Below are 15563 nucleotides of genomic sequence, written 5' to 3'. Positions count from 1 at the left end.
TAGCTGGCAAAACGCCGATGGTTCATAGAGGGCGCTACTCGTCCATTGGTCTAAAGGTCGCAGGCGCGGTGGGGGCGTAGAGTCGACCGATGTGCTCAAGTTTGGCGCTTTTCCCTTTGATTTCAGGCTTGTACGCGGCGAACTGTGCAACTTCCCGGCAGATGACGGGAAGCTGAGGTTTCCGTGCAGATTCAACTGGGGTACGCTCGAACGCAGCCAGATGTTCAATCCACACAACGGAGTTCAGCATGGGATACAAGAAGATTCAGGTTCCAGCAGTCGGCGACAAAATCACCGTCAATGCAGACCATTCTCTCAATGTTCCTAACAACCCGATCATCCCTTTTATTGAAGGTGATGGTATTGGCGTTGATATCAGCCCGGTCATGATCAAGGTTGTAGATGCTGCTGTTAAGAAGGCTTACGGCGGCGAGCGCAAAATTTCCTGGATGGAGGTTTATGCCGGCGAGAAGGCTACTCAAGTGTACGACCAGGACACCTGGCTCCCTCAGGAAACCCTGGACGCAGTCAAGGATTACGTGGTGTCCATCAAGGGCCCGCTGACCACGCCAGTTGGTGGTGGTATCCGCTCCCTGAACGTGGCCCTGCGCCAGCAGCTCGACCTTTATGTCTGCCTGCGCCCGGTGCGCTGGTTCGAAGGTGTGCCAAGCCCGGTGAAAAAACCAGGCGACGTCGACATGACCATCTTCCGTGAGAACTCGGAAGACATTTACGCCGGCATCGAGTGGAAAGCCGGTTCGCCGGAAGCGACCAAGGTCATCAAGTTCCTTAAAGAAGAAATGGGCGTCACCAAGATCCGTTTCGACGAAAACTGCGGCATCGGCGTCAAGCCGGTTTCCCTGCAGGGCACCAAGCGCCTGGCGCGCAAGGCGCTGCAGTACGTGGTCGACAATGACCGCGACTCGCTGACCATCGTGCACAAAGGCAACATCATGAAGTTCACCGAAGGTGCCTTCAAGGAATGGGCCTACGAAGTGGCGGCCGAAGAGTTCGGCGCGACCCTGCTCGACGGCGGCCCGTGGATGCAGTTCAAGAACCCTAAAACCGGCAAGAACGTTATCGTCAAGGACGCCATCGCCGACGCCATGCTCCAGCAGATCCTGCTGCGCCCGGCCGAATACGATGTGATCGCGACCCTCAACCTCAATGGTGACTACCTGTCCGACGCCCTGGCGGCGGAAGTGGGGGGGATCGGTATCGCGCCAGGCGCCAACCTGTCCGACACCATCGCCATGTTCGAGGCTACCCACGGCACTGCACCGAAGTATGCGGGTAAAGACCAGGTGAACCCGGGTTCGCTGATTCTTTCCGCAGAAATGATGCTGCGCCACCTGGGCTGGACCGAAGCGGCCGACCTGATCATCAAGGGCACCAACGGCGCCATCTCGGCCAAGACCGTGACCTATGACTTCGAGCGTCTGATGGACGGTGCCAAGCTGCTGTCGTCTTCCGCGTTCGGTGATGCGCTGATCTCGCATATGTGAGTGATTGACGGCTAAAACAAAACCGGCCGACTCAATCCCTTGAGTCGGCCGGTTTTTTTATGTCCGGATGCTGGCGAGTCTCAGCTCAAGGCTGTTTCCTGCTGTGTTTCATGGCTGGTTTCGCCTGGAAGCTTGAGCTCGGTAATCTTCACGGCATGCAAGCCCTTGGGGCCTTGAATGATCTCGAAGCTCACGGGCTGCCCGGCTTTCAGGGTTTTATAGCCATCCATGTCGATGGCCGAGTAATGGGCAAAAAGGTCGTCGCTCTTGCCTTCCTCGTTGATAAAACCGTAGCCCTTGGCATTGTTGAACCACTTGACCTTGCCGCTTGCCATACTCATATCCCTCTGCAACAGACTCCATCACTGGAGTATCATCCGTTCATCCGCACTGGGACCTGATAAATAAGGTTGACTGCGCGGACCTTTTTTACCCAATGTGGGCTCTATTGGTTGTAACACCGTTTTGCCGATAGTCAAGGTGACCCGGCGGTCGGAGTTGAAATCGTCCCGAGGTGCCCCCACCACTGTATTTGCACAACTAACGAACCTTTCTTTCCATGCATGCATTCAGCCAGATTCGACTAACATTCAATCAGGATCGCCCGGATCTACACGACGACGATTCCGCTGGCTTGGCTGTACAGGAAGCTAAGCCTGCATTGCAGGCGCCGCCGATGTACAAGGTGGTTTTGTTCAATGATGACTACACACCGATGGATTTCGTCGTCGAAGTGCTCGAGGTGTTTTTTAACCTGAATCGCGAGCTGGCGACCAAGGTAATGCTGGCCGTTCACACAGAAGGACGGGCAGTATGTGGAGTGTTTACCCGCGACATCGCCGAGACCAAGGCCATGCAGGTCAACCAGTACGCCAGGGAAAGCCAGCATCCGCTACTCTGTGAAATCGAGAAGGACGGTTAACGCCGACCACTTGGGTATGAGGTGAAGCTATGTTAAACCGCGAGCTCGAAGTCACCCTCAATCTCGCCTTCAAGGAGGCCCGCTCGAAGCGTCATGAGTTCATGACGGTTGAGCACCTTTTGTTGGCTCTTTTAGATAATGAGGCCGCCGCCACTGTTTTACGTGCCTGCGGAGCTAACCTCGACAAACTCAAGCATGATCTGCAGGAGTTCATCGACTCCACCACGCCATTGATCCCCGTGCATGACGAGGATCGTGAAACCCAGCCAACTCTGGGCTTTCAGCGGGTATTGCAGCGTGCTGTCTTCCACGTACAGAGCTCGGGCAAGCGGGAAGTGACCGGCGCCAATGTGCTGGTCGCAATCTTCAGTGAGCAAGAGAGTCAGGCCGTGTTCCTGCTGAAACAGCAGAGCGTTGCCCGCATCGACGTCGTCAACTACATCGCCCATGGCATCTCCAAGGTGCCGGGGCATGGCGATCACTCTGAAGGTGAGCAAGATATGCAGGACGAAGAGGGTGGTGAGTCTTCTTCTTCGGGCAATCCTCTGGATGCCTATGCCAGTAATCTCAATGAACTCGCACGCCAGGGTCGAATCGATCCGTTGGTGGGGCGTGAGCTTGAGGTTGAACGGGTGGCGCAGATCCTTGCGCGTCGTCGCAAGAACAACCCGTTGCTGGTGGGTGAGGCGGGTGTCGGCAAGACTGCCATCGCCGAGGGCCTGGCCAAGCGTATCGTCGACAATCAGGTGCCTGATCTGTTGGCCAATAGCGTGGTTTATTCCCTGGACCTGGGCGCTTTGCTGGCCGGGACCAAATACCGTGGCGACTTCGAGAAGCGCTTCAAGGCGTTGCTTGGCGAGTTGAAAAAACGCCCACAAGCGATCCTGTTTATCGACGAAATCCACACCATTATTGGTGCGGGTGCGGCGTCTGGCGGCGTGATGGATGCCTCCAACTTGCTGAAACCGCTGCTGTCCTCGGGTGATATTCGTTGCATTGGCTCGACCACCTTCCAGGAGTTCCGTGGGATCTTCGAGAAGGACCGTGCCTTGGCGCGGCGCTTCCAGAAAGTCGATGTGTCCGAACCTTCGGTTGAAGACACCATCGGTATCCTGCGTGGCCTTAAGGGGCGCTTCGAGCAGCACCACGGCATTGAATACAGTGATGAAGCGCTGCGTGCTGCCGCAGAGTTGGCGTCACGCTACATCAATGATCGGCACATGCCGGACAAAGCCATTGATGTGATCGACGAGGCGGGTGCCTATCAGCGCCTGCAACCGGTCGAAAAGCGCGTCAAACGTATTGAAGTGCCGCAGGTGGAAGATATCGTCGCGAAAATTGCGCGTATTCCTCCGAAGCACGTCACCAGTTCCGACAAGGAGCTGTTACGTAATCTTGAGCGCGACCTGAAACTGACGGTCTTCGGTCAGGATGCGGCGATCGACTCGCTGTCTACCGCCATCAAGCTGTCCCGTGCGGGCCTCAAGTCTCCGGACAAGCCTGTGGGGTCCTTCCTGTTCGCCGGTCCTACCGGGGTGGGCAAGACCGAGGCGGCGCGGCAGTTGGCCAAGGCGCTGGGGATCGAGCTGGTTCGTTTCGACATGTCCGAGTACATGGAGCGCCACACCGTATCGCGTTTGATCGGTGCACCTCCCGGCTATGTCGGTTTCGACCAGGGCGGCTTGCTGACCGAAGCGATTACCAAGCAGCCGCATTGCGTATTGCTGCTCGATGAGATCGAGAAGGCGCATCCGGAAGTCTTCAACCTGCTGTTGCAGGTGATGGACCACGGCACCCTGACCGATAACAACGGGCGCAAGGCTGACTTCCGTAACGTGATCGTGATCATGACCACCAACGCCGGTGCTGAAACGGCCGCGCGGGCTTCGATCGGGTTCACCCACCAGGATCACTCTTCCGATGCCATGGAAGTGATCAAGAAGAGCTTCACGCCGGAGTTCCGCAACCGCCTGGACACCATTATCCAATTTGGTCGCCTCAGTCATGAGGTCATCAAAAGTGTGGTGGACAAGTTCCTTACCGAGCTTCAGGCGCAGTTGGAAGACAAGCGCGTGCAGCTGGAAGTGACCGATGCTGCTCGCAGCTGGCTGGCGGCGGGTGGTTACGATGTGACCATGGGCGCGCGGCCAATGGCGCGTTTGATCCAGGACAAGATCAAGCGTCCGCTGGCGGAGGAGATCCTGTTTGGCGAGTTGGCCGATCATGGCGGTGTGGTTCACATCGACATCAAGGACGGCGAGCTGACCTTCGACTTCGAGACCACCGCAGAAATGGCGTGATCGCAATCGATGTAAAACAGCCAAAGGCACCGCAAGGTGCCTTTGTGCTATCTGGGGTTTGTGCGTGCGCGGCGCATCGATCTGCGCGGGGTAAGCCGCTCCGGCGCCTGTCAGGTTTTCTCGACGCGAACAAAAACGCCCGGCATAACCGGGCGTCTTGTATTGACTTGCTTAGCGAGCGCGGTAAGTGATGCGCCCTTTGCTCAAGTCATAGGGCGTCAGCTCGACGCGCACTTTGTCACCGGTAAGAATACGAATGTAGTTCTTGCGCATCTTGCCGGAGATATGCGCGGTTACGACGTGCCCATTTTCCAACTCCACACGAAACATGGTGTTGGGCAGGGTGTCGACGACAGTGCCTTCCATTTCGAAGCTGTCTTCTTTCGACATGCAGTAAAGCCCTCGGTATCCAATGAATGGCCCGGTGCAACTGCGCCAGGCAAAAGCGGCGTGCATTGTGCCCGAAAAATGGGGTTTAAGCCAAGACCTTCTAGCTGAGGGTTGCCCATCTCTGGTTAATCAGCAGCTCGATAGGGCGATATTGGGTCTTATAGTTCATCTTTTTGCAGTTTTTGATCCAGTAGCCGAGGTAGACAGCCTCCAGCCCCAGGCGCAGGGCTTCGCCGATCTGCCAGAGGATCGCGTAGCGTCCCAGGCTGCGACGCTCTTCGTCCGGTTCGTAAAAGGTGTAGACCGCAGACAAGCCATTAGGCAGCAAATCGGTCACCGCCACGGCCAGCAGGCGACCTTCGAGGCGGAATTCGTAGAATCGAGAGAACGGCAGGTCGCGCACCAGGAACGTGGAGAACTGATCGCGGCTGGGCGGGAACATATCGCCATCGGCATGGCGTTGTTCGATGTAGCGGCGGTACAGCTCGAAATATTCTTCGCTGAATGCAGGCTTCACCGCTTTCACGCTCAGTTCGCTGTTGCGCTTGAGAATGCGTTTTTGCTGGCGATTGGGCAAAAACTGCGCGACGGGGATGCGTGCGGGAACGCAGGCGTTGCAGTTCTGGCAATGCGGGCGATACAGGTGGTCGCCACTGCGGCGAAAGCCCATTTCCGACAGGTCTGCGTAGACATGCACATCCATTGGCTGGCTAGGATCGAGAAACAGGGTGGTGGCCTGTTCATCGGGCAGGTAGCTGCAAGAGTGGGGTTGAGTGGCATAGAACTTCAAACGCGCCAACTCGGTCATGAGTCAACCCTCGGAATAAGCTTTGAATTAAGTGTAAGCCACAGGTGCAAAAATCGCTCAGCAAACCCACGTGGCGCGGCTGGGCTGATCCAGGTGCTGGCGCAGATAGCCGGCAAAGTCACTGCGGGTGATGGCACGGGCGCCCAGGCTTTGCAGGTGGCTGGTGTGCATCTGGCAGTCGATCAGCACAAATCCCCACTCATGCAGGTGTTTGACCAGGGTGGCAAAGCCGAATTTCGATGCGTTGTCGGCTCGGCTGAACATCGACTCGCCAAAAAAAAGCTGGCCCATCGCCAAGCCGTACAACCCGCCGACCAGTTCGCCCTGGTCCCAGACTTCCACCGAATGGGCGTAGCCCCGTGCATGCAACTGCAGGTAGGCCTGCTGCATGGCGTCGGTGATCCAGGTGCCATCGGCATAGTCGCGCGGCGCGGCGCAGGCGCTGATGACCGCGGCGAAGTCCTGATCGAAGGTGACGCGGTAGCGTTGCTGGCGCAGCAGCTTGTTGAGGCTGCGGGACACATGCAGTTCCTGCGGAAACAGCACGGTGCGCGGGTCCGGCGACCACCAGAGAATGGGCTGGCCTTCGGAAAACCAAGGAAAACAGCCATGGCGATAGGCCTGGATCAACCGATCGGCGGACAAGTCGCCGCCAGCTGCCAGCAGGCCGTTGGGGTCGCGCATGGCCTTTTCCAGAGGAGGGAAATCAAGGGTGTTGCGTTGGAGCCAGGTCAGCATGGTATTCAAACTTGCGGAAGGGGAGGGCGGTGGCGGGCCGCGAAGGCCCGCCCCAAGCGTAGGACGAGCGCTTAGTTGTCGTCGAGAAATTTCTCGGCGTCCAGCGCCGCCATGCAGCCGGCCCCGGCTGAGGTAATGGCCTGGCGGTAGACATGGTCGGCAACGTCGCCGGCCGCGAACACCCCCTCGATGCCGGTAGCGGTGGCATTGCCCTCACTGCCGCCCCTGACCAGCAGGTAGCCGTCACGCATCTCCAGTTGGCCCTGGAAGAGGTCTGTGTTGGGCTTGTGGCCAATGGCGATAAAGACTCCGGCCAGCTCCAGCTCGTGGGTGGCGCCGCTCAGGCTGTCCCGCAGGCGGGCACCGGTCACGCCGCTGGCATCCCCCAGCACTTCATCCAGGTTCTGATTCCAGTGCAGGCGGATATTGCCGTTGGCGACTTTCTCGAACAATTTGTCCTGCAGGATTTTCTCCGAGCGCAGCTTGTCGCGCCGATGCACCAGGTGCACTTCCTTGGCGATGTTCGACAGATACAGTGCTTCTTCCACGGCGGTATTGCCGCCCCCGACCACAGCGACCACCTGGTTGCGGTAGAAGAACCCGTCGCAGGTGGCGCAGGCCGATACCCCCTTGCCGGCGAAGGCTTCTTCCGACGGCAGCCCCAGGTATTGGGCCGATGCACCGGTGGCAATGATCAGTGCGTCGCAGCTGTAGGTGCCGCTGTCGCCGATCAGGATAAACGGTCGCTGCTGCAACTTGGCCGTGTGGATGTGGTCGTAGACGATCTCGGTATCAAAGCGCTCGGCATGTTTTTGCATGCGTTCCATCAGCACCGGGCCGGTCAGGCCTTCGACGTCACCGGGCCAGTTGTCGACTTCGGTGGTGGTGGTCAATTGTCCTCCGGCCTGCAGGCCGGTAATGACAGTCGGCTTGAGGTTGGCCCGGGCGGCATACACGGCAGCACTGTAACCGGCAGGGCCGGAGCCCAGAATAATCAGGCGTGAATGCTTCACTTGGTTCATAAAAACACCTCATAAGCCTTTGTCACAAAAGGCAATGCATGCTCAAATTGAATAGTGCGTAAAGTGCCGTTGGTTATGCTAAACCGAGGATGTACCAGCGTGGCATGAAGCGAGCAAACCCGTACAATGCCGGTATGTATCAAGATATTCAGAATTGCCCTGTTTCAGGATCCCGGGGCAGAGTGTTAAAAGTAGCCCCAGTCAGGCCAATCAACTTTATTTACCTGCTCGTTCGAGCAGTATTTTGTAGTCAATCATCAGTTGGACGCGCCGTAGGCGCAGGAAAAGACGCGTTTTGAAGAAATCCACCGCAACACCTAAAACAGTAGTCCCGCTCTGGCGTCAGCAATTGCACTACCGGCTCAAGGAAGGTGCATTGATCGCCATTGGTGCCTTATGCCTGTTTTTGATGATGGCATTGTTGACCTATGGCAAGGACGATCCGGGCTGGAGCCATAACAGCAAGATCGAAGATGTGCAGAACTTCGGTGGCCCTGCCGGTTCATACAGCGCTGATATCCTGTTTATGGTGTTGGGTTATTTCGCCTATATCTTCCCGCTGTTATTGGCGATCAAGACTTATCAGATCTTCCGTCAACGGCATGAACCCTGGCAGTGGAGCGGCTGGCTGTTTTCCTGGCGCCTGATTGGCCTGGTGTTCCTAGTGTTGTCCGGCGCCGCCTTGGCCCATATCCATTTCCACGCTGCCACCGGCTTGCCGGCCGGGGCGGGTGGGGCGCTGGGCGAAAGCCTGGGCGACCTGGCCAAAAACGCACTGAACATCCAGGGCAGCACCCTGATGTTTATCGCGCTGTTTCTGTTTGGCCTCACTGTGTTCACCGATCTGTCGTGGTTCAAGGTCATGGACGTCACGGGCAAGATCACCCTCGACCTGTTCGAACTGTTCCAGGGCGCCGCCAATCGCTGGTGGGCGGCCCGTACCGAGCGCAAGCAACTGGTGGCCCAGTTGCGCGAAGTGGATGCCCGGGTCGACGAAGTCGTGGCCCCAACCGTGACCGACAAGCGCGAGCAGGCCAAGGTCAAGGAGCGCCTGATCGAGCGCGAGCAGGCCCTGAGCAAGCACATGTCCGAGCGCGAGAAACAGGTGCCGCCGGTCATCGCCCCCGCTCCGCCGAAAGCAGCGGAACCGAGCAAGCGCGTGCAGAAAGAGAAGCAAGTGCCGCTGTTCGTCGACAGCGCCGTTGAAGGCACGCTGCCACCTATTTCCATCCTCGACCCGGCAGAAAAGAAACAGCTCAACTATTCCCCCGAATCCCTGGCGGCGGTCGGCCACCTGCTGGAAATCAAACTCAAGGAGTTCGGGGTCGAGGTGTCGGTGGATTCGATTCACCCGGGCCCGGTCATTACCCGTTACGAAATCCAGCCGGCGGCCGGGGTCAAGGTCAGCCGCATCGCCAACCTGGCCAAGGACCTGGCGCGTTCCCTGGCGGTGACCAGTGTGCGGGTGGTCGAAGTGATCCCCGGCAAAACCACCGTGGGCATCGAGATTCCCAATGAGGATCGGCAGATCGTGCGCTTCTCCGAAGTGCTGTCGACCCCGGAATACGACAACTTCAAATCCCCGGTGACATTGGCCCTGGGCCATGACATCGGCGGCCGTCCGGTCATCACCGACCTGGCGAAAATGCCTCACCTGCTGGTGGCCGGTACCACCGGTTCCGGTAAGTCGGTGGGGGTGAACGCGATGATTCTGTCGATCCTGTTCAAGTCCGGCCCGGAAGACGCCAAGCTGATCATGATCGACCCGAAAATGCTCGAACTGTCGATCTACGAAGGCATTCCGCACCTGCTGTGCCCGGTAGTGACCGACATGAAGGACGCCGCCAACGCCCTGCGCTGGAGCGTGGCCGAGATGGAGCGGCGCTACAAATTGATGGCGAAGATGGGCGTACGCAACCTTTCGGGCTTCAATGCCAAGGTCAAGGAAGCCCAGGATGCCGGTACACCGCTGACCGACCCGCTGTATAACCGCGAGAGCATCCACGACGAGGCGCCGCTGCTGGTCAAGCTGCCGACCATCGTGGTGGTGGTCGACGAATTCGCCGACATGATGATGATTGTCGGCAAGAAGGTCGAAGAGCTGATCGCGCGGATCGCACAGAAGGCCCGTGCTGCCGGTATCCACCTGATCCTCGCCACACAGCGGCCTTCGGTGGACGTGATCACCGGTCTGATCAAGGCCAACATCCCGACCCGCATGGCGTTCCAGGTGTCGAGCAAGATCGACTCGCGGACCATCATCGACCAGGGCGGTGCCGAACAACTGCTGGGTCACGGCGACATGCTCTACATGCCGCCGGGGACCAGCCTGCCGATCCGGGTCCACGGCGCATTCGTCTCCGACGATGAAGTGCACCGCGTGGTGGAAGCCTGGAAACTGCGTGGCGCGCCTGAATACAACGACGACATCCTCAACGGTGTCGAAGAGGCGGGCAGCGGCTTTGACGGTGGCAGTGGCGGTGACAGCGATGATGCTGAAACCGACGCGCTGTACGACGAGGCGGTGCAGTTCGTCCTGGAAAGCCGCCGGGCTTCGATTTCGGCGGTGCAGCGCAAGCTCAAGATCGGTTACAACCGCGCCGCGCGGATGATCGAGTCCATGGAAATGGCCGGTGTGGTCACCGCGATGAACACCAATGGCTCGCGCGAAGTATTGGCGCCGGGCCCGATGCGCGACTGAGCATCGAATTGAATCGACGCGGCGTGATGGCACGCCGCCGATAATCCCACGCAATTTTAAGAGGACTCCCATGCGTCTTATCCGCATGATGTTGCTGCCGGTTTTGGCTTTGACCACGCTTTCGGCTCACGCTGACGACAAGGATGTAGCACGTCTGACCCAGCTGTTGGAAAAATCCCAGACCCTGACTGCACGCTTCTCCCAGCTGACCCTGGATGGCGGTGGCACCCAGTTGCAGGAAACGGCTGGCGAAATGTCGCTGCAACGCCCGGGGCTGTTTTACTGGCACACCGACGCGCCACAGGAACAACTGATGGTGTCCGACGGCAAGAAGGTTTCGCTGTGGGACCCGGACCTGGAGCAGGTGACCATCAAGAAGCTCGATCAGCGCCTGACCCAGACCCCGGCCCTGCTGCTGTCCGGTGATGTGTCGAAGATCAGCGAAAGCTTCGATATCAGCGCCAAGGAAGCCGGCGGGGTGATCGACTTCACCCTCAAGCCGAAAACCAAGGACACCCTGTTCGACAGCCTGCGCCTGTCATTCCGCAACGGCATGGTCAACGACATGCAACTGATCGACAGCGTCGGCCAGCGCACCAATATCCTGTTCACCGGCGTCAAGGCCAACGAGCCGATCCCGGCTTCCAAGTTCAAGTTCGACATCCCCAAGGGTGCCGACGTGATCCAGGAATAAGCGGCTAGTCATACAAGAGGTTGCAAAGGTACGCCATGGACCTGTTTCGTAGTGCCCCGATCGCTCAGCCCCTGGCCGCCCGCTTGCGCGCGGCCAACCTGGATGAGTACGTCGGTCAGGAACACCTGTTGGCCCGGGGCAAGCCTCTGCGCGAAGCCCTGGAGCAGGGCGCCCTGCATTCGATGATTTTCTGGGGCCCGCCAGGGGTGGGTAAGACCACCCTGGCGCGGCTGCTGGCGGAAGTCTCGGATGCGCACTTCGAAACGGTCTCGGCAGTGCTGGCCGGGGTCAAGGAGATCCGCCAGGCGGTGGAAATCGCCAAGCAACAGGCTGGTCAATACGGTCGCCGGACCATCCTCTTTGTTGACGAAGTGCACCGTTTCAACAAGTCGCAACAAGACGCCTTCCTGCCTTATGTCGAAGATGGCACGCTGATTTTCATCGGTGCCACCACTGAAAACCCTTCTTTTGAATTGAACAACGCCTTGCTTTCCCGGGCTCGGGTCTATGTGCTCAAAAGCCTGGACGAGGCCGCCCTGAACAAGCTGGTGCAGCGCGCCCTGAGTGAAGAGCGTGGTCTGGGCAAGCGTCAGCTGAGCCTGAGCGACGAAGGTTTCCAGATGCTGCTGTCGGCGGCCGACGGCGATGGCCGGCGCCTGCTCAACCTGTTGGAGAACGCCTCGGACCTGGCGGAAGACAACAGCGAGATCGGCGTCGACCTACTGCAAAGCTTGCTGGGCGACACCCGTCGGCGTTTCGACAAGGGCGGTGAGGCGTTTTACGACCAGATTTCCGCCCTGCACAAGTCGGTGCGTGGCTCCAACCCCGACGGTGCCCTGTACTGGTTCGCGCGCATGCTCGACGGCGGTTGCGACCCGCTGTACCTGGCTCGGCGCGTGGTGCGCATGGCCAGCGAAGACATCGGTAACGCCGATCCGCGCGCCCTCAGCCTGTGCCTGGCCGCCTGGGACGTGCAGGAGCGCCTGGGCAGCCCCGAAGGCGAGTTGGCGGTGGCCCAGGCCATTACCTATCTGGCCTGCGCACCGAAAAGCAACGCGGTGTACATGGGCTTCAAGGCCGCCATGCGTAGCGCCGCCGAGCATGGTTCGCTGGAAGTACCGCTGCATTTGCGCAATGCGCCGACCAAGTTGATGAAACAACTGGGATACGGCGACGAATACCGTTACGCCCACGATGAGCCGGATGCCTACGCCGCCGGCGAAGACTATTTTCCCGACGAGCTCGAACCGCAACCGTTCTACCAGCCGGTGCCCCGTGGCCTGGAGCTGAAGATCGGCGAGAAGCTCAATCACCTGGCAGCCCTTGACCGCATCAGCCCGAAACAGCGGAGAAAATAGTGATTCGAACGATTCTTGCGGTGTCCGTCGCCGGTATCGCTGGTACATTACTGCGTTTCGCGGCCAGCACCTGGGTCAGCGCCAACTGGCCCCGGCATTTTTATACGGCCACCTTGGCGGTCAATCTGCTGGGTTGCCTGATCATCGGCGTGCTGTACGGGCTGTTTCTGGTGCGCCCGGAAGTGCCGATCGAAATCCGTGCCGGCCTGATCGTCGGTTTTGTAGGCGGTCTGACGACCTTTTCATCCTTTTCCCTGGATACGCTGCGCTTGCTGGAAAGCGGGCAAGCACCGATAGCCTTCGGTTATCTGGCCATCAGCGTATTCGGCGGGCTGCTCGCGACCTGGGCTGGCCTGTCCTTGACCAAACTTTGATAAACGAGAGACCGACATGCTCGATTCCAAACTGTTACGTAGCAACCTTCAGGACGTAGCGGACCGCCTGGCATCCCGTGGCTTTACCTTGGATGTAGCGCGCATCGAAGCGCTGGAAGAACAGCGCAAGACCGTCCAGACCCGCACCGAACAATTGCAGGCTGAACGCAATGCACGCTCCAAATCCATCGGCCAGGCCAAGCAGCGCGGTGAAGACATCGCGCCGTTGATGGCGGACGTCGAGCGCATGGCCGGCGAGTTGGCCAGCGGCAAAGTCGAGCTGGACGGGATTCAGACCGAGCTGGACGCGATCCTGCTCAATATTCCCAACCTGCCTCACGAGTCGGTGCCGGTAGGCGCCGATGAAGAGGGCAACGTCGAAGTGCGCCGTTGGGGCACGCCGACTGTCTTCGATTTCGAGGTCAAGGACCATGTCGCCCTGGGCGAGAAGTTCGGCTGGCTGGATTTCGAAACCGCCGCCAAGCTGTCCGGCGCGCGTTTTGCCCTGCTGCGTGGGCCGATTGCCCGCCTGCATCGCGCCCTGGCGCAGTTCATGATCAACCTGCACATCAACGAACACGGCTACGAAGAGGCCTACACGCCTTATCTGGTACAAGCGCCGGCCCTGCAGGGCACTGGCCAGTTGCCGAAGTTCGAGGAAGACCTGTTCAAGATCAGCCGCGAAGGCGAAGCCGACCTGTACCTGATCCCGACCGCCGAAGTGTCGCTGACCAACATCGTGGCTGGCGAGATCCTCGATCCGAAGCTGTTGCCGATCAAGTTCGTGGCCCACACGCCATGCTTCCGCAGCGAAGCCGGGGCCTCGGGTCGCGATACCCGCGGCATGATCCGTCAGCACCAGTTCGACAAGGTTGAGATGGTGCAAGTGGTCGAGCCCTCGACCTCGATGGAAGCGCTGGAAGGCCTGACCGCCAACGCCGAAAAAGTCCTGCAATTGCTGGGTCTGCCTTACCGCACCCTGGCCCTGTGCACCGGCGACATGGGCTTCAGCGCGGTCAAGACCTATGACCTGGAAGTGTGGATCCCCAGCCAGGACAAGTACCGCGAAATCTCGTCGTGCTCCAACTGCGGCGATTTCCAGGCGCGTCGCATGCAGGCGCGTTTCCGCAACCCGGAAACCGGCAAGCCGGAACTGGTGCACACCCTCAACGGCTCGGGCCTGGCAGTGGGCCGGACCCTGGTGGCAGTGCTGGAAAACTACCAGCAGGCCGACGGTTCGATACGTGTGCCGGACGTGCTGAAACCCTACATGGGCGGCCTTGAGGTCATCGGCTAAATGGAGTTTCTGCCGCTGTTCCATAACCTGCGCGGCAGTCGTGTGTTGGTCGTCGGTGGGGGGGAGATTGCCTTGCGCAAATCCCGTCTGCTGGCCGATGCCGGTGCGCTGTTGCGGGTTGTTGCACCTGAAATAGAAGTGCAGTTGCGTGAACTGGTGACTGCCAGCGGCGGCGAATGCGTAGTGCGCGGTTACATCGAGGCGGACCTGGACGGCTGTGTGCTGATCATTGCCGCCACCGACGATGAACCGCTCAACGCCCAGGTGTCCGCCGACGCGCACAAGCGCTGCGTGCCGGTCAATGTGGTGGACGCGCCGGCCCTGTGCAGCGTGATCTTCCCGGCGATCGTCGACCGTTCGCCCCTGGTGATTGCGGTGTCCAGCGGTGGCGATGCGCCGGTGCTGGCACGGCTGATCCGGGCCAAGCTGGAAACCTGGATTCCTTCGACCTACGGCCAGCTGGCCGGTTTGGCGGCGCGCTTTCGCAGCCAGGTCAAAGGTCTGTTTCCAGATGTGCAGCAGCGTCGGGCGTTTTGGGAAGATGTTTTCCAGGGGCCGATAGCCGAACGCCAGCTGGCCGGGCAGGGGGCAGAAGCGGAACGCCTGCTGATCGCCAAGATTGAAGGTGAAGCACCCCATGCGCCGGGTGAGGTGTATCTGGTCGGTGCCGGCCCGGGTGATCCGGACCTGCTGACCTTTCGCGCCTTGCGCCTGATGCAGCAGGCCGATGTGGTGCTGTACGACCGCCTGGTGGCGCCGGCGATTCTCGAATTGTGCCGGCGTGACGCCGAGCGGGTGTATGTCGGCAAGCGTCGCGCCGACCACGCGGTGCCCCAGGAGCAGATCAACCAGCAACTGGTGACCCTGGCCAAGCAAGGCAAGCGCGTGTTGCGGCTCAAGGGCGGCGACCCGTTTATTTTCGGGCGTGGCGGTGAAGAGATCGAGGAACTGGCGGCCCATGGCATCCCGTTCCAGGTGGTGCCGGGGATCACGGCGGCCAGTGGTTGCGCGGCGTACGCCGGGATTCCGCTGACCCACCGCGATTACGCGCAGTCGGTGCGGTTTGTCACCGGGCACCTCAAGGATGGTTCTTCGGACCTGCCCTGGAGCGACCTGGTTGGCCCGGCCCAGACTCTGGTGTTTTACATGGGCCTGGTGGGTTTGCCGATCATCTGCGAGCAGTTGATCAAGCACGGTCGCTCAGCCGATACCCCGGCGGCCTTGATCCAGCAGGGCACCACGTCCAACCAGCGGGTGTTTACCGGCACCCTGGCCGACCTGCCACGGCTAGTGGCAGAGCACGAAGTGCATGCCCCGACCCTGGTCATCGTCGGCGAAGTGGTCCAGCTTCGCGAGAAGCTGGCCTGGTTCGAAGGCGCCCAGTCTCAAGTCTGACCCCATTACCCCCCACTCCGGGGCATGACCTGGAGTGGGGGGCGATGAGCACGCACTGC

Annotated in this window: 14 protein-coding genes; 9 read left to right on the top strand and 5 right to left on the bottom strand. The window is 59.7% G+C overall.

The features are described 5' to 3' along the window. Window positions 1-248 precede the first annotated feature (248 nt). Entirely contained in the window at window positions 249-1505 is a 1257-nt protein-coding gene (gene icd, locus JFU57_RS28830) for an NADP-dependent isocitrate dehydrogenase (protein WP_020296734.1), read from the top strand. Window positions 1506-1585: 80 nt separating this feature from the next. On the opposite strand, the gene cspD is transcribed toward icd, so the two are convergent. Then, window positions 1586-1840 carry a cold shock domain-containing protein CspD gene (cspD, locus tag JFU57_RS28825; protein WP_078473631.1) on the bottom strand — a complete coding sequence of 85 codons (255 nt, stop codon included), beginning with the start codon at window positions 1838-1840 and terminating at the stop codon, window positions 1586-1588. Between the two features lie 224 nt (window positions 1841-2064). On the opposite strand from cspD, the gene clpS reads away from it, so the two are divergent. Both clpS and clpA read left to right on the top strand, forming a co-directional pair. Then, on the top strand, window positions 2065-2427 hold the full coding sequence (gene clpS / locus JFU57_RS28820) for an ATP-dependent Clp protease adapter ClpS (RefSeq protein ID WP_020296732.1): 363 nt from the start codon (window positions 2065-2067) through the stop codon (window positions 2425-2427). 29 nt (window positions 2428-2456) lie between these two features. Beyond that, on the top strand, window positions 2457-4727 hold the full coding sequence (gene clpA / locus JFU57_RS28815) for an ATP-dependent Clp protease ATP-binding subunit ClpA (protein ID WP_020296731.1): 2271 nt from the start codon (window positions 2457-2459) through the stop codon (window positions 4725-4727). Window positions 4728-4898: 171 nt separating this feature from the next. On the opposite strand, the gene infA is transcribed toward clpA, so the two are convergent. The 4 genes from infA to trxB form a co-directional block, all read right to left on the bottom strand. Next, a complete protein-coding gene (gene infA, locus JFU57_RS28810; protein WP_002553999.1) occupies window positions 4899-5117 on the bottom strand; it encodes a translation initiation factor IF-1 in 219 nt (72 codons plus the stop codon). Window positions 5118-5217: 100 nt separating this feature from the next. After that, window positions 5218-5925, bottom strand: a complete 708-nt coding sequence (locus JFU57_RS28805) for an arginyltransferase (protein WP_078473583.1) — start codon at window positions 5923-5925, stop codon at window positions 5218-5220. Window positions 5926-5982: 57 nt separating this feature from the next. After that, complete coding sequence (gene aat / locus JFU57_RS28800) at window positions 5983-6663, bottom strand: leucyl/phenylalanyl-tRNA--protein transferase (protein WP_201131639.1); 681 nt, start codon at window positions 6661-6663, stop codon at window positions 5983-5985. 71 nt (window positions 6664-6734) lie between these two features. Beyond that, window positions 6735-7685, bottom strand: a complete 951-nt coding sequence (gene trxB, locus JFU57_RS28795) for a thioredoxin-disulfide reductase (RefSeq protein ID WP_201131638.1) — start codon at window positions 7683-7685, stop codon at window positions 6735-6737. Between the two features lie 295 nt (window positions 7686-7980). On the opposite strand from trxB, the gene ftsK reads away from it, so the two are divergent. The 6 genes from ftsK to cysG all read left to right on the top strand — a co-directional run bounded on the left by ftsK (window position 7981) and on the right by cysG (window position 15504). After that, on the top strand, window positions 7981-10386 hold the full coding sequence (gene ftsK / locus JFU57_RS28790) for a DNA translocase FtsK (RefSeq protein WP_078473580.1): 2406 nt from the start codon (window positions 7981-7983) through the stop codon (window positions 10384-10386). Window positions 10387-10456: 70 nt separating this feature from the next. Then, complete coding sequence (lolA, locus tag JFU57_RS28785; protein ID WP_020296726.1) at window positions 10457-11080, top strand: outer membrane lipoprotein chaperone LolA; 624 nt, start codon at window positions 10457-10459, stop codon at window positions 11078-11080. 35 nt (window positions 11081-11115) lie between these two features. Beyond that, on the top strand, window positions 11116-12438 hold the full coding sequence (locus JFU57_RS28780; protein WP_201131637.1) for a replication-associated recombination protein A: 1323 nt from the start codon (window positions 11116-11118) through the stop codon (window positions 12436-12438). Then, complete coding sequence (gene crcB, locus JFU57_RS28775; protein WP_078473578.1) at window positions 12438-12812, top strand: fluoride efflux transporter CrcB; 375 nt, start codon at window positions 12438-12440, stop codon at window positions 12810-12812. The genes JFU57_RS28780 and crcB overlap by 1 nt, the downstream gene beginning before the upstream one ends. A gap of 16 nt (window positions 12813-12828) precedes the next feature. Beyond that, complete coding sequence (serS, locus tag JFU57_RS28770; RefSeq protein ID WP_078473577.1) at window positions 12829-14109, top strand: serine--tRNA ligase; 1281 nt, start codon at window positions 12829-12831, stop codon at window positions 14107-14109. Next, complete coding sequence (gene cysG / locus JFU57_RS28765; RefSeq protein ID WP_201131636.1) at window positions 14110-15504, top strand: siroheme synthase CysG; 1395 nt, start codon at window positions 14110-14112, stop codon at window positions 15502-15504. The last annotated feature ends 59 nt before the right edge of the window (window positions 15505-15563 follow it).

The sequence above is a fragment of the Pseudomonas sp. TH07 genome (genome assembly GCF_016651285.1).
Classification (GTDB): Bacteria; Pseudomonadota; Gammaproteobacteria; order Pseudomonadales; family Pseudomonadaceae; genus Aquipseudomonas.
The sequence above is the reverse complement of the archived record's forward strand: the minus strand, read 5'-3'. Positions and strand labels throughout refer to the sequence as shown.

What these genes read in the sequence shown, in the direction of transcription:
- icd (WP_020296734.1), top strand. Translation starts at nt 249, where the DNA reads ATGGGATACAAGAAGATTCAGGTTCCAGCAGTCGGCGACAAAATCACC.
- cspD (WP_078473631.1), bottom strand. Translation starts at nt 1,840, where the DNA reads ATGGCAAGCGGCAAGGTCAAGTGGTTCAACAATGCCAAGGGCTACGGT.
- clpS (WP_020296732.1), top strand. Translation starts at nt 2,065, where the DNA reads ATGCATGCATTCAGCCAGATTCGACTAACATTCAATCAGGATCGCCCG.
- clpA (WP_020296731.1), top strand. Translation starts at nt 2,457, where the DNA reads ATGTTAAACCGCGAGCTCGAAGTCACCCTCAATCTCGCCTTCAAGGAG.
- infA (WP_002553999.1), bottom strand. Translation starts at nt 5,117, where the DNA reads ATGTCGAAAGAAGACAGCTTCGAAATGGAAGGCACTGTCGTCGACACC.
- JFU57_RS28805 (WP_078473583.1), bottom strand. Translation starts at nt 5,925, where the DNA reads ATGACCGAGTTGGCGCGTTTGAAGTTCTATGCCACTCAACCCCACTCT.
- aat (WP_201131639.1), bottom strand. Translation starts at nt 6,663, where the DNA reads ATGCTGACCTGGCTCCAACGCAACACCCTTGATTTCCCTCCTCTGGAA.
- trxB (WP_201131638.1), bottom strand. Translation starts at nt 7,685, where the DNA reads ATGAACCAAGTGAAGCATTCACGCCTGATTATTCTGGGCTCCGGCCCT.
- lolA (WP_020296726.1), top strand. Translation starts at nt 10,457, where the DNA reads ATGCGTCTTATCCGCATGATGTTGCTGCCGGTTTTGGCTTTGACCACG.
- JFU57_RS28780 (WP_201131637.1), top strand. Translation starts at nt 11,116, where the DNA reads ATGGACCTGTTTCGTAGTGCCCCGATCGCTCAGCCCCTGGCCGCCCGC.
- serS (WP_078473577.1), top strand. Translation starts at nt 12,829, where the DNA reads ATGCTCGATTCCAAACTGTTACGTAGCAACCTTCAGGACGTAGCGGAC.
- cysG (WP_201131636.1), top strand. Translation starts at nt 14,110, where the DNA reads ATGGAGTTTCTGCCGCTGTTCCATAACCTGCGCGGCAGTCGTGTGTTG.